The sequence below is a fragment of the Micromonospora sp. NPDC048894 genome (genome assembly GCF_040649765.1).
GTDB lineage: Bacteria > Actinomycetota > Actinomycetes > Mycobacteriales > Micromonosporaceae > Micromonospora > Micromonospora antibiotica.
Genome location: NZ_JBEZFY010000003.1, coordinates 523,218 through 543,882, shown reverse-complemented (window position 1 = coordinate 543,882; position 20,665 = coordinate 523,218). Strand labels below are relative to the sequence as shown.

16 protein-coding genes are annotated in these 20,665 nt (G+C 72.6%); 13 read left to right on the top strand and 3 right to left on the bottom strand.

The features are described 5' to 3' along the window. The first annotated feature begins 193 nt into the window (after positions 1 to 193). The 12 genes from AB0C22_RS09260 (at position 194) to AB0C22_RS09205 (ending at position 15,238) form a co-directional block, all read left to right on the top strand. Positions 194 to 373 (top strand): hypothetical protein, encoded by a 180-nt coding sequence (locus tag AB0C22_RS09260; protein ID WP_204960481.1) that lies wholly within the window; start codon positions 194 to 196, stop codon positions 371 to 373. Between the two features lie 100 nt (positions 374 to 473). Continuing rightward, positions 474 to 2,474 (top strand): acyltransferase, encoded by a 2,001-nt coding sequence (locus tag AB0C22_RS09255; protein ID WP_219462650.1) that lies wholly within the window; start codon positions 474 to 476, stop codon positions 2,472 to 2,474. 110 nt (positions 2,475 to 2,584) lie between these two features. Beyond that, the gene (locus AB0C22_RS09250; RefSeq protein ID WP_219462652.1) at positions 2,585 to 3,511 is read left to right on the top strand and encodes an alpha/beta fold hydrolase; all 927 of its coding nucleotides are present in this window, start codon (positions 2,585 to 2,587) and stop codon (positions 3,509 to 3,511) included. A 215-nt stretch (positions 3,512 to 3,726) separates the two neighbouring features. Beyond that, positions 3,727 to 4,668 carry an ABC transporter permease gene (locus AB0C22_RS09245; protein WP_357534398.1) on the top strand — a complete coding sequence of 314 codons (942 nt, stop codon included), beginning with the start codon at positions 3,727 to 3,729 and terminating at the stop codon, positions 4,666 to 4,668. Next, entirely contained in the window at positions 4,665 to 6,626 is a 1,962-nt protein-coding gene (locus AB0C22_RS09240; protein WP_219462656.1) for a dipeptide/oligopeptide/nickel ABC transporter permease/ATP-binding protein, read from the top strand. Before AB0C22_RS09245 ends, AB0C22_RS09240 begins: the two co-directional genes overlap by 4 nt. Next, the gene (locus AB0C22_RS09235; protein ID WP_357534395.1) at positions 6,623 to 7,504 is read left to right on the top strand and encodes an ATP-binding cassette domain-containing protein; all 882 of its coding nucleotides are present in this window, start codon (positions 6,623 to 6,625) and stop codon (positions 7,502 to 7,504) included. Before AB0C22_RS09240 ends, AB0C22_RS09235 begins: the two co-directional genes overlap by 4 nt. A 51-nt stretch (positions 7,505 to 7,555) precedes the next feature. Then, positions 7,556 to 9,127 carry an ABC transporter substrate-binding protein gene (locus AB0C22_RS09230; protein ID WP_219462660.1) on the top strand — a complete coding sequence of 524 codons (1,572 nt, stop codon included), beginning with the start codon at positions 7,556 to 7,558 and terminating at the stop codon, positions 9,125 to 9,127. 158 nt (positions 9,128 to 9,285) lie between these two features. Next, positions 9,286 to 10,464: a nucleotide disphospho-sugar-binding domain-containing protein gene (locus AB0C22_RS09225; protein WP_219462662.1), complete on the top strand. Its 1,179-nt coding sequence runs from the start codon at positions 9,286 to 9,288 to the stop codon at positions 10,462 to 10,464. Between the two features lie 105 nt (positions 10,465 to 10,569). Next, positions 10,570 to 11,874 carry a lipopolysaccharide biosynthesis protein RfbH gene (gene rfbH, locus AB0C22_RS09220; RefSeq protein ID WP_208566643.1) on the top strand — a complete coding sequence of 435 codons (1,305 nt, stop codon included), beginning with the start codon at positions 10,570 to 10,572 and terminating at the stop codon, positions 11,872 to 11,874. A gap of 218 nt (positions 11,875 to 12,092) precedes the next feature. Next, entirely contained in the window at positions 12,093 to 12,464 is a 372-nt protein-coding gene (locus AB0C22_RS09215; RefSeq protein ID WP_219462666.1) for a YciI family protein, read from the top strand. After that, the gene (locus AB0C22_RS09210; RefSeq protein WP_219462668.1) at positions 12,461 to 13,678 is read left to right on the top strand and encodes a DUF6596 domain-containing protein; all 1,218 of its coding nucleotides are present in this window, start codon (positions 12,461 to 12,463) and stop codon (positions 13,676 to 13,678) included. Before AB0C22_RS09215 ends, AB0C22_RS09210 begins: the two co-directional genes overlap by 4 nt. Positions 13,679 to 14,002: 324 nt before the next feature. After that, positions 14,003 to 15,238: an acyltransferase family protein gene (locus AB0C22_RS09205; RefSeq protein ID WP_357534392.1), complete on the top strand. Its 1,236-nt coding sequence runs from the start codon at positions 14,003 to 14,005 to the stop codon at positions 15,236 to 15,238. Between the two features lie 293 nt (positions 15,239 to 15,531). Here AB0C22_RS09205 and AB0C22_RS09200 read toward each other — a convergent pair whose 3' ends face one another. Continuing rightward, positions 15,532 to 17,124 carry a DHA2 family efflux MFS transporter permease subunit gene (locus tag AB0C22_RS09200; protein ID WP_208566647.1) on the bottom strand — a complete coding sequence of 531 codons (1,593 nt, stop codon included), beginning with the start codon at positions 17,122 to 17,124 and terminating at the stop codon, positions 15,532 to 15,534. 113 nt (positions 17,125 to 17,237) lie between these two features. Between AB0C22_RS09200 and AB0C22_RS09195 the strand changes: the two genes are divergently transcribed. Beyond that, on the top strand, positions 17,238 to 17,609 hold the full coding sequence (locus tag AB0C22_RS09195; protein WP_219462671.1) for a YciI family protein: 372 nt from the start codon (positions 17,238 to 17,240) through the stop codon (positions 17,607 to 17,609). A 91-nt stretch (positions 17,610 to 17,700) separates the two neighbouring features. Here AB0C22_RS09195 and AB0C22_RS09190 read toward each other — a convergent pair whose 3' ends face one another. Together AB0C22_RS09190 and AB0C22_RS09185 are read right to left on the bottom strand one after the other, a co-directional pair. After that, positions 17,701 to 18,888, bottom strand: coding sequence for an acyl-CoA dehydrogenase family protein (locus tag AB0C22_RS09190; protein WP_208566649.1), 1,188 nt, complete (start codon positions 18,886 to 18,888; stop codon positions 17,701 to 17,703). Positions 18,889 to 18,967: 79 nt separating this feature from the next. After that, entirely contained in the window at positions 18,968 to 20,545 is a 1,578-nt protein-coding gene (locus AB0C22_RS09185; RefSeq protein ID WP_357534389.1) for a GMC family oxidoreductase N-terminal domain-containing protein, read from the bottom strand. Positions 20,546 to 20,665 lie beyond the last annotated feature (120 nt).

Below are 20,665 nucleotides of genomic sequence, written 5' to 3'. Positions count from 1 at the left end.
CCCCGCCGGTCGGCACGGCGCGGGCCGGCCGGCGGGGTCGGCCCGCCGGGGCTGAGCACGCTCGGAGATGACCCCCCACCTCGGCGGTTCCATCCTCGAACCGGGTACGACGGGTGCCGCCGACAGTCGCGGCCCCGGCGGCGCGGTACCGGCACCGGCACCGCGCGGACGGCCGAGACGAGGAGGCGGACACGTGCCGCAGGTGACCGAGAACGAGGACGGGACCACGACCTTCAGCATCAACTCCGCCGAGCTGCGCCGGCTGCGGGACCTGGTCCTCGACCGGGTGCCCGAGCTGAAGCGGGCGGTGGAGCTGGCGGAGAGCCCCGAGGTGCGCACGACGCTGCGGTTCGTGCGGTCCGTCATCCGCTGACCTCCGGCCCGCAGGACGCCGGCGACGACCATCCCGCGTGCCGTGGGTCCCGGCCGGCTTCCGGTCGGCGCACCGCCGGCCGGACCGAAAGGACGAGTAGATGAGCGTGACGACCAGGGACGGCGGGGCCTCGGCCACCGCGGGCAGGGCGGGTGGTGACCGGGACCCGTCGATCTTCGGCATCCGCGGGTTGGCGGCGTTGGCACTGCTGACGGTGCACGTGGCGATGTTCTCCGGGCTGTTGGGCACCAAGGCGCTGGGTACGCCCCGACCACCGAGCAACTTCCTCGGCGCGTTCTTCGTCAGCGGGCTGCCCTCGTTCATCGGGGTGTTCTTCGTCCTGCCCGCGCTCTACCTCTACCTGCCGCTGGCGCGGGCGATCATCGCGGGCCGGCCGCGTCCGCCGCAGGGCGCGACGATGGTCCGCCGGCTGATGCGGCTGCTGCCGGCGTACTACCTGATGTACCTGGTGGTGCTGGTGGCGTTGAACCGGGACGCCATCGACGGCCCCTGGTACGTGCTGCGCCCGCTGCTGCTGTTGCAGATCTACTCGCCGAGCCCGTTCGCGCCGCACTTCATCAACGGGATGGAGGTCAGCTGGACGGTGCCGAGCATGGTGCAGTGGTACCTGGCGCTGCCGCTGATCGCCTGGGCGAGCCACCGCTTCGCCGCCCGGGGGGCGACCCCGGTGGCGCGGGCGCGACGGCTGCTGTTGCCGGTGCCGGTGCTGATCGCCATCGGTGTCGGTTGGCTCTTCTTCGTCAAGGGCAACGGCTGGGACAACCGGATGGTGTTCTGGTGGCCGCAGGGGTTCGCGCCGACCATCGGCATCGGCCTCGGCTTGGCCGTGCTGCTGGCGTTGTCGCAGGTGTCGCCCGGGGACACCCCCCGGCTGCTGCGGTTCGCCGCGCTGCGCCCGGGGCTGTTCTGGGTCGCCGCGATCGCGGTCTACCTGGTCAACTGCGCCCGCCCGTTCAGTGTGATCGGGATGGACGCGATCTACTCGACCAGTGGCCTGTTCATGACGTACCTGATGGTGGCCCTGTTCGGGTTGTTCGCGTCGCTGCCGCTGGTGTCGCCGGGCGCGGCCCGGACCCGGATGGTGGACGCGGTGCTGACCGCCCGCCCGGTGGTCCATCTCGGCAAGGTCTCCTACGGCGTCTACCTGTGGCACTTCGCGGTGATGCACTTCTACCTCCAGCCGGGGGCGGTGTTCAGCGGCGCCGTCCGCCCGATCCGCGAGCTGTACGGCACGGCCGGGTTCTGGGAGTTGGAGACGGTGACCCTGCTCGGTGCGGTGCTGCTGGCCACGCTCAGCCACCGGCTGTTCGAGCAGCCGCTGGCCGCCCTGGTGGACGCCGCGCTGGCCCGGCGACGGCGGTCGACGCCGCGACCACCGGCGCTGCTGCGGGCTCCGCTGCTGGCGGCCGCCACCGTCGACGTGCTGTCCCCGCCACAGGCCGGGGCGGCGGTGGCGGCGGCGGTCACCGACCGGGACGCCATCCAGGCCAATCTGGTGGACCTGGAACGGCACCTGGACCGGCATCTGCTGGCCGCCGCCGAGCTGACCGGGGAGTCGGCCCGCCGGTGGGCCGCCGCGCGGGCGGATCTGGCGCAGTTGTGGACCGTCTACCACGCCTACTCGGCGGTGGTCGACGAGGTGGTCGGGCCGTTCGCCGGCCCCGGCCAGCCTTCGGGGGCGGAGCTGGCCCGGGTCAGTGCCCTGCTCGACCAGGCGTCGGTGGTGGTCACCGGCCCGCCTCCGCCGCTGGCGCGGCGGCGGATCACCGACGACGGCCGGGTGGAGTTGACGGTCGCGGCGGCGGTGGCCCGGATGGACGAGCTGTTCCGGGGTATCGCCGAGGTGGTGACGGCGGCGGAGGCGGTGTGGGAGACGGCCGGGGCGCGGTTGGACCGGATCGACGCGGCCCTGGCCCACCGGGCCACCGGGGACGGGACGGACCCGGAGCCGACGGTGCAGCGGGCCGGGCGGCTGCGGGCGGCGGTACGGACGGACCCGTTGGCCCGCTGGCGGGACGGGACCGTGGTCACCGACGACCTCGACGAGTTGCTCCGCTCGTTGGAACATCTCGTGGCATAGCCGGCGTTTTACGCGGTTTGCTCAGGCGGCGGGGCGGATAATCATCCCGCACGGTGACCGGCGGTGGTCGCGGAATTCCCGCGCGTGGTCCGAGGCATGAGGAGACCATCTTGAGTACACATCGGACCGTTGGCGACGAGGACCTGTTGGCGGGGACGGAACGACACGTCCCCGCCAACGGCGTGCGGCTCTGCGTGGGCACCTTCGGCTCGCCGGAGCACCCGGCCCTGCTGCTGGTCAGCGGGGCGTCCAACTCGATGGACTGGTGGGCCGACGGGCTGTGCCGGCGCCTCGCCGACGGCGGCCGGTACGTGGTGCGCTACGACCACCGCGACACCGGCCGGTCCACCGGCTGGCCGGCCGGCTCCCCCGACTACCACTTCGACGACCTGGTCGCCGACGCCGCCGCCCTGGTGGAGCAGCTCGACCTGGGGGCCGCCCACGTGTGGGGCATCTCGATGGGCGGCGCGATCGCGCAGCGGCTGGCCGTGGAGCATCCACAGCGGGTCGCCTCGCTGACGTTGAGTTCGACCAGTCCCGCCCTGCGGATCGGCGAGCGCCCCTACAACGACCTGCCGCCGATGTCGAAGTCGCTGATGGCCAGCTTCGGCGAGTCCCGCCCCGACCCGGACTGGGCCGACCCGGACTCCGTCGTGGAGCACATCGCCACCGGTCAGCGACCGTTGACCGGCAGCGTCGCGCTGGCCGGGGCGGAGCTTCGGGAACTCGTGGCGCGGGCGGTGGCGCGGACCGTCGACATCCGGGCCAGCCTGGCCAACCACTGGTCGATCGACGGCGGGGCGGAGTACCGCGACGCGCTGGGCGGGATCACCGTACCGGCCCTGGTGGTGCACGGCACCGAGGACCCGCTCTTCCCGTACGGGCACGGGCAGGCGCTGGCCGACGAACTCCCGGTCGCCCGGCTGCTGCCGCTGCCCGGGGTGGGGCACCAGATGCCGCCCCGCGCGACGTGGGACACGCTCGTGCCGGCAGTCCTGGCGCACACCGGTGGCGGCCCCGGGAAACCCACCGGGTGAGCACGTCTGCGGAAGACAACCGCGCCTCCGCTCTGCCAGCGTGGACACGGCCCCTGACGCGCCGCTGATCACGGACGTCGGTGGGTCGACCCTGACCACCGACGGCTGGAGCGTGACGCCATCAGATTCGACCACGTCGGCGACCCGGCCGGCCGTACGTCCACAGGGGGGATCGACACCCGGCGGGGTGCCGGTGCGGACGGCCACCGGTGGCCATGGTCCGGCTAGTCCTGCGCCGGCTGGCCTGGACCGGGCCGTTGCTGTTCGTCGTGTCGGTCCTGTGCTTCCTGCTGATCTCCCTGGTGCCCGGTGACCCGGCCCGCACGGTGCTCGGCCCGCTGGCCCCGCCCGAACAGGTCGAGGCCCTGCACCGGCAGATGGGGCTGGACCGCCCGCTGACCGTGCAGTACCTCAGCTGGCTGGTCGACGCCGTGCACGGTGACCTGGGCCGGTCGGTGAGCACCGGCACCGCGGTCGGCCCGCTGATCGCCAGCCGGTTGGCCCCGACGCTGTCGCTGATCCTGCTGGCCACGCTGACCGTCGGGGTGGTCGGCACCGCCCTCGGCGTGCTCAGCGCCGTCCGGGGTGGACCGCTCGGGCGGCTGGTCGACGTGGCCTCCGTGGTGGGTCTCGCCGTACCCGGATTCTGGCTGGCCCTGGTGCTGATCACCTGGTTGGCGGTGCGGTGGCGGCTGTTCCCGGCCACCGGCTACGTCCCCTTCGGGGAGTCCCCGGTGGGGTGGCTGCGGTCGCTGGCGTTGCCGGTGGCCGCGACGTCGCTGGCGGCGGTCACCGCGGTGGCCAAACAGACCCGCGACTCCATGTTGGACGTGTTGAGCCGCGACTTCGTACGGGTGATGCAGGCCAACGGCCTGTCCATCCGCTCGATCGTCTACCGGCACGCGTTGCGCACCGCCGCGGTGCCGGTGGTCGCGCTGCTGGGAGTGATCTCCGCCAGCCTGCTCGGCGCGACCGTGCTGATCGAGAACATCTTCGGCCTGCCCGGCCTGGGCTCCGGGGCCGCGCTCGCCGCCGCCCAGCACGACATTCCGGTCCTCCAGGGGGCGGTGGTCTGCTACACCCTGATCGTCGTGGTGATCGGCCTGCTCGCCGACCTCGCCCAGGCGTGGTTGGACCCCCGGGTGGGGGCCCGGTGAGCCGGCCGGCGGCGGTGGCGGTGCGGGTGTCGCGCCGCCCGCTGGTGCTGCTCGCCGTGCTGTGGCTGCTGCTGGTGCTGGCCTGCGCCCTGCACCCTGAGCTGGTCACCGGCCGGGACCCGGTCGACCAGGACCTGCCGGCCGCCCTGGGGGGGCCGTCGGCCGCCCACCCGCTGGGCACCGACCGCCTCGGCCAGGACCTGCTCAGCCGGCTCGCGTACGGCGCGGCGGGCACGCTGTGGGGGGTGCTGGTGGCGGTGCTGACGGCCACCGTGGTCGGGGTGGGTCTGGGCCTGCTCGCCGGCTACCTCGGCGGGGTCGTCGACGCGCTGGTCGGCCGGCTGGCCGACCTGCTGTTCTCGTTGCCGGCCATCGTGATCCTGCTGGTGGTGGTGGCCGTCTTCCCGGGCGACGTCACGACCGCCATGCTGACCTTCGGGTTGCTGCTCTCCTCCGGCCTGATCCGGGTGGTCCGGGCCGCCACCCGGTCGACCCGGGAGGAGCTGTTCATCGCGGCGGCCCGGCTGGCCGGGCTCTCCACGCCGCAGATCCTGCGCCGCCACGTGCTGCCCCGGCTGCGCGGCCTGGTCATCGTCCAGGCGTCCCTGGTCGCGGCGATCGCCCTGGTGATGCAGGCGAGCCTGGCCTTCCTCGGGTTCGGGCCCCCACCGCCGGAGCCGAGCTGGGGCGGCATGATCGACGAGGCCCGGATGGTCATCGTCCGCCACCCGTGGGCCCTGGTTCCGCCGGGGCTGGCGGTCGCGTTGACCGTGCTCTCCTTCGTGCTGCTCGGCGACGCCGCCCGCGACGGCGCGACCGCCGCCTGGGCGACGACGAAACTGGCCCGCCGACGCCGGCGGTCCGGCCGGCGCGGAACCCACCCCACGGGGTCCGCACCGCCCCACCCCGTGGGGTCCGCGCCCGCCCACCCCGTCGAACCGCCGCCGGCCGGCCGGCCGGGCCACGCCGACACGTTGCTGTCGGTACGCCGCCTGTCGGTCCAGCTCCCGGGTGGTCCCGGCCGGGGGGCGCGGACCGGCACCACCGTGGTCAGCGACGTCGACCTCGACGTCGGTCCGGGGGAGATCGTCGGACTGGTCGGCGAGTCGGGCTGCGGCAAGACGGTCACCGCGCTGAGCATCCTCGGGCTGCCCCCGGGTGACGGGCAGCTCACCGGCAGCTGCCACTTCGCCGGCCTCGACCTGGTCAGGGCCGGCGACCGGCAGTGGCGCACGGTGCGGGGCCGCCGGATCGGCTACGTCGCGCAGGACCCGATGGTGAGCCTGGACCCGACCCTGCGCGTCGGCGTGCAACTCGCCGAGGCGGTCCGCCGGCACACCGGGCTGGGTCGACGACCGGCCCGGGCCCGGGTGCTGGCGCTGCTGCGCGACGTCGGCCTACCCGAACCGGATACCGCCGCGCGACGGTATCCGCACCAGTTGTCCGGCGGGATGGCCCAGCGGGTGGCGATCGCGTTCGCGTTGGCCGGGGACCCGGAGCTGCTGATCGCCGACGAGCCGACCACCGCGTTGGACGTGACCCGGCAGGCCGAGATCCTGGCCCTGCTCGCCCGGACCAGCCGGGAACGGCGGTTGGCCGTGCTGCTGGTGACCCACGACCTGGGGGTGGTCGCGGCGCTCTGTGACCGGGCGGTGGTGATGTACGCCGGTCAGGTCGTCGAGTCCTGCCCGGTGACCGAGCTGTTCGCCCGCCCCCGGCACCCGTACACCCGGGGGTTGCTGGCGGCCGATCCGCACCGGGCGTCCCGGGCGGGCCGGCTGCCCACGATCACCGGCACGGTGCCCGCCCCCGGGCAGTGGCCGACGGGGTGCCGGTTCGCGCCGCGCTGCCCGCTGGCCACCGAGTCCTGCCGGCACGCCCCGGTGCCGCTGGACCGGCTCGGCCCGGCCCACGCCGTACGCTGCGTACGGCCGGACGAGGACCGGGCGGCGGCGTGAGCGGGCGGCCGTTGCTCGCGGTGCACGACCTGGTGGTCGACCTCGGACACCGACGGTCGGCGACGCGGGTGGTGGACGGGGTGAGCCTGACCGTGGCCGCCGGTGAGACGGTCGGGCTGGTCGGTGAGTCCGGTTCGGGCAAGTCGACGATCGCCCGCGCGGTCCTGGGCCTGACGCCGGTGACCGACGGCCGGATCCTCATCGACGGGGTGGACGTCACCCGTGCCGGCCGGCGGCAGCGCCGGGCGCTCAGCGGCGACGTGCAGCTGGTGTTCCAGGACCCGTTCAGCTCGCTCAACCCGGCCCGCCGGATCGGCGACAGCCTGGTCGAGCCGCTGCTCAACCGGCGGGGCGTCGACCCGGCGCGGCGGCGGGTGCTGGTCGCCGAGGCGCTGCACCGGGTGGGCCTGCCGGCCGAGGCGGCGCACCGCTATCCGGGGCAGTTCTCCGGTGGGCAGCGGCAGCGCATCGCCCTGGCGCGGGCCCTGGTCGGCAGCCCCCGCCTGCTGGTCACCGACGAGCCGGTGTCCGCGCTGGACCTGTCCGTCCGCGCCCAGATCATCAACCTGCTCGCCGATCTGCAGGCCGAGCTCGGTTTCGGTCACCTGTTCATCGCCCACGACCTGGCGGTGGTGCGGCACCTGTCGCACCGGATGGTGGTGCTGCACCGGGGACGGGTGGTCGAGGCCGGTGACGCCGAGACCGTGTACCGGCGGCCCACGCACCCGTACACCCGTGCGCTGTTGGCCGCCGTGCCGGTGCCGGACCCCGTCCGGGCCCGCGCCGCGCTGGCCGCCTTCGCCCGGCAGCCGCCCCCGGCCGGTCCGGCCCCCGACCTCGGGGTCGACCCGGCAGCCGACCGGCACCCGACCTCCTGACCACACACCCTGCTCCCCCTCGACACCGGCGTCCGCCGGGAAAGGATGGCCATGTTCGCGCATCGTCCGCGCCGAAGCGTCCACCAGGTACGAGTCCTGGTCGCCGCCGCGCTGCTCACGGTCGGCTCGCTGACCGCCTGTTCCGGCACCGCCGAGCCGGGGGGCGGCGCCGACGACGCCGTCCTGACCATGGCGGTGGCGGCCCCGCCGACGCTGGACCCCTACAAGGCCAACATCGACCTGAACAACATTCCGACGGTGGCGCTGGCGTACGCCCCACTGATCCGGATGAACGCCGACCGGACGTTCACCGGGGAGCTGGCCGAGTCGTTCGGCTACGTCGACCGGCAGAACAAGGTCTTCCAGCTCAAGCTGCGCCCGGGGCTGACCTTCGCCGACGGCACCCCGCTGGACGCCCCGGCGGTGGTCAAGTCGCTGGAGTACATGCGGACGGTCAGCCCGAAGGCGAAGACCTGGGCGGCCACCATCACCAGCGTCACCGCACCCGACGCCGCCACGGTGGTGGTCACCAACAGCGCCCCGAACCCGGTGATGCGGCAGCTGTTCAGCCAGGCGATCCTGTCCGGCTCGGTGGTCTCCCCCGCCGGGCTGACCGATCCGGGCCAGCTCGCCCAGCGCACCTTCGGGGCCGGCCCGTACCAGCTCGACCCGGCCGGCACGGTGGCCGGCGACCACTACACCTACCTGCCCAACCCCCGGTACTGGAACAAGGAGGGGCAGCACTGGAAGAAGGTCGTGGTCCGGGTGCTGCCGGACGCGAACGCCACCGTGCAGGCCATCCAGGCGGGGCAGATCGACTACGCCGCGCTCAACGCCGACGCCGGTCCGGCCGTCGTCGCCGCCGGGCTCAAGCACATCACGGCGAGCGTGGCGGTGCTCGGCATGGTGCTCGCCGACCGCGACGGCACCGTCGCCGCGCCGCTGCGCGACGTGCGGGTACGCCAGGCGTTGAACCACGCCATCGACCGGGCCACGATCGCCAAGACCATCTTCGGCGAGTTCGCGCACCCGACCAGCCAGATCGCCGCCCCCGGCTTCGACGGCTACCAGGCGGCCCTGGACGACCGCTACCCGTACGACCCGGACCGGGCCAAGGCGCTGCTCACCGAGGCGGGTTACCCGAACGGCTTCACCGTGAAGGCCGAGGCGCACACCCCCGGCATCGCCGCCGTCGCGCAGGTGGTGGCCGGGCAGTGGAAGAAGATCGGGGTGACCGTCGAGCTGACCACCGACACCCAGGTGCCGCAGTGGCTGGAGCACGTGATGTCGCGCAAGTTCCCGGTCACCGCGTTCGGCTACGGCAACCTGCCGACCTACCTGTCCTCACTGGACTTCATGCGGCCGGTGGCCAACCCGTTCAACCCGTATGCCACCGACGACGCGCAGTTGAAGCAGTTGCTGCAGCGGGCGGTCGCCGAGCCGGAGCCGACCACCCAGGCGGGGTTGTTCCAGCAGGCGGTGGCCCGGCTCACCGAACTGGCCTGGTTCGCCCCGGTGGTGCGGATGGACGGTATCGCGGTGACCGGCACCCGGGTCGCCCCGCTGGAGGCGGCGGCCGACAACGGGCTGCCGAGCGTGGTGACGGTCCGCCCGGCCGGCTGACCACCGCCGGTCCACAGTGGTCGTACGGGCGGCGGGGTACGACGGCACGCTGGGAGGTGTCCGGCCTCCCGGCCTCTGCCACGATCTACTGGTAATGGTCACTACCGGTATCCGTCGCCGCGCAGTTCCGGCGGCGCCCTGAGCCGTCGGAGCCGCAGATGCGCGTGCTGATCACCAGCGCACCGATGCACGGCCACCTATTCCCGTTGGTGCCGCTCGCCTGGGCGCTGCGGGCGGCGGGGCACGAGGTGCTGGTCGCCTGCACCGAGCACTTCGTGCCGACCGTGACCCAGGCGGGTCTGCCGGCGGTCTCCGCCGGGCCGGGGATGGACATCCGCGAGCTGGTGCGGCCGGATTCGCCGCACGGCATCGAGGACGACCCCTACGGACACGGCGAGGTCTTCGCGACAATGGCGTCGCGGAACCTCGCCGGTACCCTGGCGACCGTCCGGTCCTGGCGACCGGACCTGGTGCTCGCCGAGCGCTCCGAGTACGCCGGCCCGGTGGCCGCCCGCGCCGCCGGTGTCCCGTACGTCGAGCTGCACTGGGGTGTCGCGGAACTCGTCGAGTACCGGGCCGCCGCCGAGACGGTGCTCCGGGGTGACCTGCACCGGCTCGGGTTGACCCGGCTGCCCCGGGCCGATCTGGTGCTCGACCCGTGGCCGCCGAGCCTGCGGCTGCCGCACGCCCGGGCCCACCTGGGGTTGCGGCCGGTGCCGTACAACGGTGCCGCCCGGGTGCCGGAGTGGCTGCTCGACCCGCCGCCGCGGCCCCGGATCGGGCTGACCATGGGGACCGTCCTGCCGCACCTGACCGACGCCGGGATGGGTGGTCTGCTCACCGGGCTGGTCGAGGAGCTGGCGACCCTCGACGCCGAACTGGTCCTGGCCATCGACGACGAGGCCGCCCGTCAGCTGCCACCGCTGCCGTCGGCGGTCCGGTACGCGGGCCGGATTCCGCTGTCGGAGCTGGTGGCGACCTGCCGGTTGCTGATCCACCACGGCGGACAGGGTTCCGCCCTGACCGCGCTGGCCGCGGGTTGTCCGCAGCTCGTGCTGCCCAAGTTCGACGACGCGTTGGACAACGCGGAGGCGATCGCCGCCGCCGGGGTGGGGTTGGCCGTCCGGTTGGACGTGGCGACCCCGCGCGGGGTGGCCGACGCGGCGGGGCTGGTGCTGGGCCAGTCCCGGTTCGCGGTCGCGGCCGGTGCGGTGGCCGACGAGGTCGCGGCACAGCCGTCCCCGGCCGAGACCGTCCGGGCGCTCACGCGGTTGGCCCGGCGGGAGACCGCCGATGCCGCGCCGGCCGGCGGGTCGGCCGTCCGGTGGCCGCGGTGAGCGCCGACGGCCGCCGGGTCCCGCCGGCATCCGGCCCGACCGGCGACCGGCGCGGCCCCACCACCGGTACGCACACCTGTCGCGATCACGAGAAGGAGTCCGGGCATGAGTGACCGTAGAGCGCTGCTGCTCGACGAGGTCCGTAAGTTCCACCAGGACGCACAGCCCAACCAGCCCTTCATCCCGGGGGTGACCGAGATCTGGCCCTCCGGGGCGCTGCTCGACGCCGAGGACCGGGTGGCGCTGGTGGAGGCCGCGCTGGACATGCGGATCGCGGCCGGCCCGCTGGCCCGCAGGTTCGAGTCGGAGTTCGCCCGCAAGATGCACCGCCGCAAGGCGCACCTGACCAACTCCGGCTCGTCGGCGAACCTGCTGGCGGTGAGCGCGCTCACCTCCGACCTGCTGGAGGACCGGCAGCTGCGCCCCGGCGACGAGGTGGTCACGGTGGCCGCCGGGTTCCCCACCACGGTCAACCCGATCCTGCAGAACGGGTTGGTGCCGGTCTTCGTCGACATCGATCTGGGCACCTACAACACCAGCGTGGAGCGGGTGGCCGCGGCGATCGGCCCGAAGACCCGGGCGATCATCCTGGCCCACACGCTGGGCAACCCGTATCCGGCCCGGGAGATGGCGGAGCTGGCGGACGCGCACGACCTGTTCTTCGTCGAGGACAACTGTGACGCGGTGGGCTCCACCTACGACGGTGCGCTGACCGGCACGTTCGGCGACCTGTCCACGGTGAGTTTCTATCCGGCCCACCACCTGACCATGGGTGAGGGTGGCTGCGTGCTCACCTCGAACCTGGCGTTGGCCCGGATCGTCGAGTCGCTGCGCGACTGGGGTCGGGACTGCTGGTGTCCGCCGGGCGAGTCGAACACCTGCCTGAAGCGGTTCAAGTACCAGCTCGGCACGCTCCCCCAGGGCTACGACCACAAGTACATCTACTCGCACGTCGGCTACAACCTGAAGGCGACCGACCTGCAGGCCGCGTTGGGGTTGACCCAGTTGGCCAAGCTGGACGAGTTCACCGCGCTGCGGCGGCGCAACTGGCGTCGGCTGCGCGAGCGCCTCGACGGGGTGCCGCACCTGCTGCTGCCCGAGGCCACCCCGAACAGCGAGCCGAGTTGGTTCGGGTTCGTCATCACCGTCGACCCGGCGGCGCCGTTCACCCGCTCCGAGCTGGTGGCGTTCCTGGAGGACCGGCGGATCGGCACCCGGCAGCTGTTCGCCGGCAACCTGACCCGGCACCCGGCCTACCTGAACCAGCATTACCGGGTGGTCGGCGAGCTGACCAACAGCGACATCGTCACCGAGCAGACCCTCTGGGTGGGGGTCTATCCGGCACTCACCGACGAGATGATCGACTATGTCGGAGCGTCGATCCTGGATTTCGTCGCCGCCCGGGGATGACCGACGGGGAAACGCCTGAAGTCGAGAGGACGAATTCCTTTTCGGCTGCCCTCGCCGACCAGCCGACCCGATGTCGCCGACCCCACCGACGAAAACGACGCGGCACCCTGTGGCCGCGTCGACCTACCCACGCTGAGCTGCACGTCTGTATTGTGTCGTAGCGACGGTGCTGGTTGTGACCTACCGGTGGGACAATCATCTCCGACCTTGGAGGTGCGGTGAAATATCTGATCCTGATCAGCCACAACGAGCAGGCTCGTGACGCGTGGCAGGACATGTCCGACACCGAACGGCAACTGGGCGTCAAGGCCCACGCCGCCCTCGTCGAAGACCTCGCCGCCGCCGGTGAACTGATCGTCTCCGAAGCGCTGGCCGATCCGGCGACGGCCCGTCGGGTCCGGGTCGACCGGGGCCGCACCATCGCCACCGACGGCCCGTTTCCCGAGGTGAAGGAGTATCTCGCCGGCTTCTACCTGGTGGAGTGCGACACCATCGAGCAGGCGGTGGCGCACGCGGCCCGGGTGCCGGAGGCGCAACTCGGCCTGGTCGAGGTGCGCCCGGTCCTCGACGCCGCCCGGCCGGACGCGTGACCGTCACCACCGACGTCGAGGACCTGCTGCGCGAGCACGCGCCGCAGGTGCTCTCCACCCTGGTACGCCTGCACGGCGGCTTCGACACCTGTGAGGACGCCGTGCAGGAGGCCCTGCTCGCGGCGGCCGTGCAGTGGCCGGAGGAAGGGTTGCCGGCCAACCCCCGGGGCTGGCTGACCACGGTCGCCTCCCGCCGCTGGACGGAGTTGTGGCGCAACGACGCCGCCCGCCGCCGCCGGGAACGTGCGGTGGCCGCCCTGACCGCCCCGGAGCCCGGTCGGGTCTCCGCCGTGGACGACACGCTGACCCTGCTGATGCTCTGCTGCCATCCGGCGCTCACCCGGGTTTCCCAGGTGGCGCTCACCCTGCGGGCGGTCGGCGGGCTCAGCACCGCCGAGATCGCCCGGGCGTTCCTGGTGCCGGAGTCCACCGTCGCCCAACGGATCAGCCGGGCCAAGCAGCGCATCCGGGCCAGTGGCGCCGAGTTCCGGATGCCGGCGCCCGAGGATCGGCCGGCCCGGGTGGCCGCCGTGATGGAGGTCCTCTACCTGATCTTCAACGAGGGTTACACGGCCAGTTCGGGGCCGGCGCTCAACCGGATCGAGCTGACCGCCGAGGCGATCCGGCTGACCCGGCAACTGCACGAGCGCCTGCCCGACGAACCGGAGGTCACCGGGCTGCTGGCGCTGATGCTGCTCACCGACGCCCGACGGCCGGCCCGCACCGGCCCGGACGGGGCGCTCATTCCGCTGGCCGAGCAGGACCGGTCCCGGTGGGACGGGCGGGCCATCGCGGAGGGCGTCGCGTTGATCACCCGCACCCTGGCGACTGCGCCGGTCGGGCCGTACCAGGTGCAGGCGGCGATCGCGGCGGTGCACGACGAGGCGGCCCGTGCCGAGGACACCGACTGGCCCCAGATCCTCGGGCTCTACAACCTGTTGCGGCGCATCGCGCCCGGTCCGATGGTCGCCCTGAACCGGATCGTGGCGGTCGCCATGGTGGACGGGCCGGAGGCCGCGCTCGCGGAGCTGACCGCCGCCCAGACCGATCCGGTGCTGGCCGGTAACCACCGGGTGCACGTCGTGCGGGCCCATCTGCTCGACCTGCTCGGTGACCGGGCGGAGGCCCGGCGGCACTACCTGCTGGCCGCCCAGGCGACGCTCAGCGTCCCGGAGCAGCGGTTCCTGCGGCTACGCGCGACCCAACGGGCCTGACCGGTCGGTGAGTCCGGCGGCCCACGGGCTCCCGAATTCGCTCCCGACCGAGACGCAGAAACGACGAATTAGCCGGAAAGGCCGAAAGGCCGATGCCGGCAACCGAAAGATGAAACAATTTTGACGCAAGCGCGGATGACCATGATTGTCTATGTTTTATAGCCTCCCCGTAGCGGTCGACAGCAACTCCCTCAGTGCTGTCCGGCCGGTCGGCCCGGAGCACGCACCGCCTCTTCCGGGGCTACCGGCGCCGCCTATTCCCGACGCCCGACGAACGCGCGGAATCGGGACGGACCCGAGACCGCGGGTAGTGGAGAGCAGAACATGGCCATCCCCTCGACCCCTGTCCCCGGCGCCGCCACGAGCGCCTCCGAACGACTGCACGCCCTCGACGCGGTACGCGCGGGAGCCCTGCTCCTCGGCGTCGTGCTGCACACGACACTGTCCTTCCTGGAGCCCCGCACCTGGGTGGTGGGGGACGTGTCGACGAGCCCGGTGATGAACGGCACCTACTTCGTCATCCACGTGTTCCGGATGACGCTGTTCTTCCTGATCGCCGGCTTCTTCGCCCGGCTGCTGCTGCACCGGCGCGGCACCGCCGGGTTCGTCCGCAACCGGGCCGTGCGCATCCTCGCCCCACTGGCGATCTTCTGGCCGGTGGTGATGGTCTCCACCGTGGTGGCGATCATCATCGCGGCGAACCTGGCCGGTGAGGAGGTGCCCGGGGCCACCCCGATGACCCTGCACACCTTCCCGCTGACCCACCTGTGGTTCCTCTACTGGCTGCTGGTCCTCTACGTGCTGGCACTGGTCGTCCGCGCGGTGGTCAACCTGCTCGACCCCGACGGCAGCCGGCGCAGCGGACTGGTCGACCCGATCGTCCGGAACGTCGTCGCCCGTGACCTCACCCCGCTGGTCGTCGGCGCCCCGCTCTGCGTCGCCTTCCTGCTCAAGCAGGACTGGCTGCTCTGGTACGGGGTGCCGCCGGCCGAGAACGGGCTGATCCCCAACCCGGTGGGCCTGGTCGCCTACGGGTGCGCGTTCGGCTTCGGCTGGCTGCTCAACCGCCAGGTGGACGTGATCCGGGTGTGGGAGCGGCGGTACCCCCGTAACCTGGTGGCGGCGGTCGTGCTCACCGCGATCGCGCTGGCCATGGTGGGGCTCACCCCGGACACCGAACCCGAGTCGCTGGGCTGGCACAAGATCGGCTACGCGGTCGTCTACACGCTGGCCGTGTGGGCGTGGACGATGGGCCTGATCGGGGCGGCCATGCGGCACCTGTCCCGGCCGAACCCGTCGATCCGGTACGTGGCCGACGCGTCGTACTGGGTCTATGTCGTCCACCTCCCGCTGGTGATGGCGCTACAGGCGGCGGTGTCGCAGGTGGCGGTGCCGTGGTTCGTCAAGTTCCCGGCCATCCTGCTGGTCACCTATCCCCTCACCCTGCTCAGCTACCGCTACCTGGTCCGTTACACGTTCATCGGGGCGCTGCTCAACGGGCGGCGTCGCCGGAGCACGGAGCCGGCCGAGGTGGCCGTGCCGCAGACCGCCGCACACTGACCGCCGCACACCGGCCGCCGCGCCGCGCGGGCGCCGGTGGTCGCGTGGGCCGAGTCAGCCCCGCCGGAAGGGGGATCCGGCGGGGCTGACGCCTGCCGGGGGGACGGCAGGTTCTCCGGCCCGGACCGGGGGGACGGTCCGGGTGGCACACCGGGACCGGTGCGGCCGGTCCCGGGCTGCCGGCCGGCCCGGGGGAAGGGCCGGCCGGCCCGTCCCGCACCGACCCGGGGGGGTGGGTCAGTGCGGGGCGGGAACGGCGTCCGGGCGGCGGCAACCACCCGGACGCCGACCGGTCAACGTGCGGGTGGAGCACCGGTCCGGTCGTCGGCGGCGGCCGGGGCACCCGACGGGGTGTCGGCGTCGCCGGTACCGGCCAACGGGGCGTCGGCGGTGGTCTTGTCGGACGGCGTCTTGTCGTCGGGGGTGGCCCAGTCGCCCTGGATGCCGATCTTCTCCAGCAGCAGGAGCACGACGAGGGCGACGACCAGGAGCAGCACCGCGGAGACCCGGTAGGACAGCACGTACCCCTCGGTGGCCGCGACCCTCGCGTTCACCCCCTCGGCGAGCCGGTCCCCGCCCAACCGCAGGGCCAGCGCCACCAGGACCGACAGGCCGAGCGCGCCACCGACCTGCTGCATCACGTTCTGCATGGCGGAGGCGAGCCCGGTGTCCTGGGTGCCCACCTTGTAGAGCGCGGTGTTGGCGGTGCCGGGCATCGCCAGGCCGAAGAAGACGCCCAGCACCAGCATGCCGGGCAGGATGCCGCTGGCGTAGTGGGTGTCGACGGAGATCCCGCTGAGCAGCAACAGGCCGCCGGTGACCCCGAGCAGACCCACGATGATCACCGGCTTGACGCCGAACTTCGGGATCATGCCGGTGGACAGCCCGACGCCGAAGGCGATGCCCAGACCCACCGGGATGAAGGAGAGGCCGCCCTTGAGCGGCGAGTAGCCGAGCACCTGCTGCTCGAAGAGGGTGGTCAGGAAGGTGAACCCGAAGAAGGCGCAGGAGAGGGTCAGACCGACCAGGTAACCCACCGCGCGGGTGCGGTTGGTGAAGAACCGCAGCGGGATCAGCGGTGCGGCGGCCCGCGACTCGATCAGCAGCATCAGCCCGATCAGCGCCAGACCGCCGAAGAGCGGCAGCAGCACCTGCGTCGACAGCCAGGACCGCTCGGCGGCCTGGAGCAGGCCGTAGACGATGGCCACCAGACCCGCCGTGGCCGTCAGCACGCCGGCGAAGTTGAACTTCTGCCCGGTGCGCTCCATCCGGGTCTCGCCGACCAGCCGGCCCACCAGGGCCAGCGCGATCACCGCGACCGGGACGTTGACGTAGAAGATCCAGCGCCAGCTGGCGTCGGCGACGATGAGCCCACCGACGACCGGGCCGAGCGTGCCGGCCAGGCCCGACAGGCCACCCCAGATGCCGACCGCCTTGACCCGGTCGGCCGGGGCCGAGAAGAGCAGGAAGACGATGCCCAGCGCGGCCGGGGCGGCCAGCGCCTCACCGACGCCCTGGAGGAAGCGGCTGTAGATGAGCATCTCGGGGTTCATCGCGGCCCCGGAGATGACCGAGGCGATGGCGAAGATGACCACGCCGGTGACGAAGATCCGCCGCCGACCGAACAGGTCGGCGAGCCGGCCGCCGAACAGCAGCAGACCGCCGGCCATCAGCACGTAGCCGTTGACGACCCAGGCCAGCCCGGTCCGGGACATGTCGAGTTCGCCCTGGATGCGCGGCAGCGCGACGCTGACCACGGTCATGTCGATGACGAACATGAACTGGACGAAGCCGAGCAGCGCCAGCGCCTTCCACCGACGGGGATCCGGCCGGTCCGCGGACGCGTCAAGCGCCTCGTCCGAACTCGGTGTGGTACCGGTGCTCATGTGCCCTCCTCGACATCGGCGCACGTCACGTGCGCTTCTGCCTGGATGTCGAAGCTGGCTCGTTGGTTTCGACATACGGGTAAGCAAATAGTTCGAGCCTTCAGGAGGCACCCATGAAGTACCTGATCATGATCAGCCACAACCAGCAGACCCGGGACGCCTGGCAGAACATGTCCGACACCGAGCGGGAGCTGGGTTTCAAGGCGCACATGTCGCTGGTGGAGGATCTGGCCGAGTCGGGCGAGCTGATCGTCTCCGAGGCCCTCGCCGACCAGGGTCAGGCCAAGAAGGTCCTGGTCAGCGACGGCAAGGTCACCACCACCGACGGCCCGTTCCCCGAGGTCAAGGAGTACGTCGCCGGGATCTACCTGATCGAGTGCGACACCATCGAGCAGGCGGTCGGGCACGCCGCCCGGATCCCGGAGGCCAACTTCGGCCTCGTCGAGGTCCGTCCGGTGCTCGGCGCAGGTGGCCCCGACATGTGACGACCCGCACATGCGGGCGGACCCGCGGCACCGACCGGTGCCGCGGGTCCGTTTCTTCGTCCCACCGTCCGCCGTGCCCGGCGGGCGGCACTCAGATGTACGGCGAGTTGGGCTCCAGCCCGCACAGCACCCGACCGTAGAGTTCGAGGTTCGTCGACGGGACCATCAGCGCGTGCAGGTTGACCGCGTACATGTCCCGGACCACCCGCTGCATCGGGGCCTGGCGCAGGATCGACGAGCCACCGCTGGCCATCCCGAGCAGGTCGACGGCGGCCCGCCCGAGCTGGCAGATCGCCCCGATGTCGGCCCGGGTCCGGGCCCGCTCCTCCAGCGTCCACGGCTCACCGCTGACGCCCTTGGTGTCGACCAGGTCGGTGATCCGCTGGGCGTGGAACTCGGCCTCGTCGATCTTCATGGTCGCCTCGGCCAGCTGCAGGTGGGTGACCGGGGCCTCCCGCTGCGTCGCGTAGTCGGTGTAGGTGATCTTGCGGTCGAGCCGCTCCAGGAAGAACTCCCGGGCCGCCCGGGCCAGCCCGATCACCGTACCGGCCGAGGAGGCGTTCGCCACCCCGAGCAGCGGGTTGCGGTACATCGGCAGGTCCCGGTTGAGCGCCGAGGCGCTCTGCCCCTGGAGCACGGCGGGCATCGGCACGATCCGCTCCTGCGGCACGAAGACGTCCCGGGCCACCGTGGTGATGCTGCCCGAACCCTGCAGGCCGGCGGTGTACCAGTCGTCCACGATCTCCAGGTCGGACAGCGGCACCAGGGCCATCACCGGCCACTGGTTCACCCCGTCCGGGGCGGGGGCCATCGCGATGACCTCCTGCCAGTGGCTGTGCAGGGCGCCGCTGATGAAACTCCAGCTGCCGTTGAGCACCATCCCGCCGCCGGGCTTCGGGGTGCCGCTGGCCGACGGGCTCAACGTCCCGCAGATCCGCACGTCGGGGGTGGAGTAGACCTCGTCCTGCACCGCGTCGGGGAACATCCCGACCATCCAGCCGGGGATCGCCCACACCGACGCCGTCCAGGCCACCGAGCCGTCGCCCCGGCCCAGCTCCACCATCACCTCGTGCAGGGTGCGGGTGTCCGACTCGTAGCCGCCGTAGCGGCGCGGCACCCGCATCCGGAACAGGCCGGCGTCGGCCAGCGCCTCGACCGTCTCGTCGTGCAGCCGCCGGTTCTCCTCCTGCCAGCTGGCGTGCCGGCGCAGCAGCGGCACCAGCTCGCTGGCGCGGCGTACCAGTTCTTCCCTCGGGGGGGCCTCGGTCGCGCTGGTCATCTCACTCCTCCTGTGCGGGTACGGTCGGCGGACAGGACGCCGCCCACCGGAACGGACGGGTCGGTGGGCGGGAGGCAGGTCACCGGGCGACCGCCTCGGCCTGCCGGGGCAGCGGCGCGACCCCGGCGATCAGGTCCGCCGCCTTTTCCGCGATGGCGATCACGGCGGCGTTCGGGTTGCCCCGGACCAGGGTGGGCATGACGCTGGCGTCGACCACCCGCAGCCCTTCCAGCCCGTTGACCCGCAACTGCTCGTCGACCACGGCGCCCATCGCGCAGGTGCCCGCCGGGTGGAAGATCGAGTGGGCGTACTGCCGGACGTAGTGCCGCAGGTCCTCGTCGGAGTCCGAGGCCGGCGGCGCGAACTGTCCCTCGGTGTACGGGGCCAGCGCCTTCTGCTGGGCGATCCGGATGCCGATCCGGGTCGCCGCGACCGCGTCGTCGAGGTCGCGCTCGTCCTGGAAGTAGTTGTGCACGATCTTCGGCTTGGCCGTCGGGTCGGCCGAGGCCAGCAGCACGTACCCCCGGCTGCGCGGGGCGATCATCGACGGGCCGTACGAGATCGAGTGGTGGGTGGGGGTGCCGAGCCCGCTGTCGGCGAACATCACCGGCGCGGCCAGGAACTCCGCGTCCGGGGCGGTCAGGTCGTCGCGGGTACGCACGAAGCCGCCGGCCTCCGGCCCGTTGGCCGTCATCGGGCCACGCCCCTCGGCCATGAAGCGTTGCAGGTGCTCGGGCTGGTTGGCGGCGAGCAGGCTGATCGGCTGCGAGTGGGTGTAGACCAGCGGGATCAGCGCGTGGTCCTGGAGGTTCTGCCCCACCTGCGGCTGGTCCAGCAGCACCGGCACGCCGAGCGCGCCCAGCAGCGGGGCCGGGCCGACCCCGGAGAGCATCAGCAGCTGCGGCGAGTTGTACGCCCCGGCGGCGAGGATGACCTCCCGGGAGGCGGTGACGGTCAGCGTGTCGTCCAGCCGGGTCCCGGTCACCCCGACCGCCCGACCGTTCTCGATCAGCACCCGGTGCACGTGGACGTTGGTCTCCACGGTCAGGTTGGGCCGGTCGAGGGCGGGGTGCAGGAACGCGGTCGCGGTGCTCTCCCGGCGGCCGTCGCGCTGGGTGAGCTGGAAGAAGCCGAAACCCTCCTGCCCCGCGCCGTTGAAGTCGTCGTTGGCCCCGTAGCCGGCGTCGGTGGCCGCCTCGACGAACGCCGACGACATCGGGTTGTTGGCCCGCCCCTCGGAGACCGCCATCGGCCCGCCGACCCCGTGGTAGGTCGACGCCCCCCGCTCGTTGTCCTCGGACCGCTTGAAGTACGGCAGCAGGTCGTCGAAGCCCCAGCCGGGCTGCGCCCAGCCGTCGAAGTCGCCGCGCGCGCCCCGGATGTAGACCATCGTGTTGATCGAGCTGGTGCCGCCCAGCACCCGCCCCCGGGGCAGGTAGACCCGCCGCCGACCCAGCGCCGGCTCCTCGTGGGTGTCGTAGTCCCAGTCCAGGGCGGTGCGGAACAGGGTGCCGAAGGCCACCGGGACGTGGATGTTGTCGGCGGTGTCCCGGGGACCCGCCTCGATCAGGCACACCGTGACGTCGGGGTCCTCGGTGAGCCGGGCGGCCAGGACACACCCCGCTGATCCCGCGCCGACGATGACGTAGTCGTACACCACTGCACCCTCCAAGGTCAGGTTCTCGGTTGTCGGTCGCGGGTCTCCGCGCCACCGGCGGGGACCGGGCGGTCCCCGCCGGGCGTGCCCCGGGGCCGTGGTGATCCGTGATCGGGATCC

Bases quoted from the DNA above. Each gene is read 5' to 3' on its own strand.
- AB0C22_RS09190 (WP_208566649.1), bottom strand. From the start codon at position 18,888: ATGACCAGCGCGACCGAGGCCCCCCCGAGGGAAGAACTGGTACGCCGC.
- AB0C22_RS09195 (WP_219462671.1), top strand. From the start codon at position 17,238: ATGAAGTACCTGATCATGATCAGCCACAACCAGCAGACCCGGGACGCC.
- AB0C22_RS09225 (WP_219462662.1), top strand. From the start codon at position 9,286: ATGCGCGTGCTGATCACCAGCGCACCGATGCACGGCCACCTATTCCCG.
- AB0C22_RS09230 (WP_219462660.1), top strand. From the start codon at position 7,556: ATGTTCGCGCATCGTCCGCGCCGAAGCGTCCACCAGGTACGAGTCCTG.
- AB0C22_RS09200 (WP_208566647.1), bottom strand. From the start codon at position 17,124: ATGAGCACCGGTACCACACCGAGTTCGGACGAGGCGCTTGACGCGTCC.
- AB0C22_RS09245 (WP_357534398.1), top strand. From the start codon at position 3,727: ATGGTCCGGCTAGTCCTGCGCCGGCTGGCCTGGACCGGGCCGTTGCTG.
- AB0C22_RS09205 (WP_357534392.1), top strand. From the start codon at position 14,003: ATGGCCATCCCCTCGACCCCTGTCCCCGGCGCCGCCACGAGCGCCTCC.
- AB0C22_RS09255 (WP_219462650.1), top strand. From the start codon at position 474: ATGAGCGTGACGACCAGGGACGGCGGGGCCTCGGCCACCGCGGGCAGG.
- rfbH (WP_208566643.1), top strand. From the start codon at position 10,570: ATGAGTGACCGTAGAGCGCTGCTGCTCGACGAGGTCCGTAAGTTCCAC.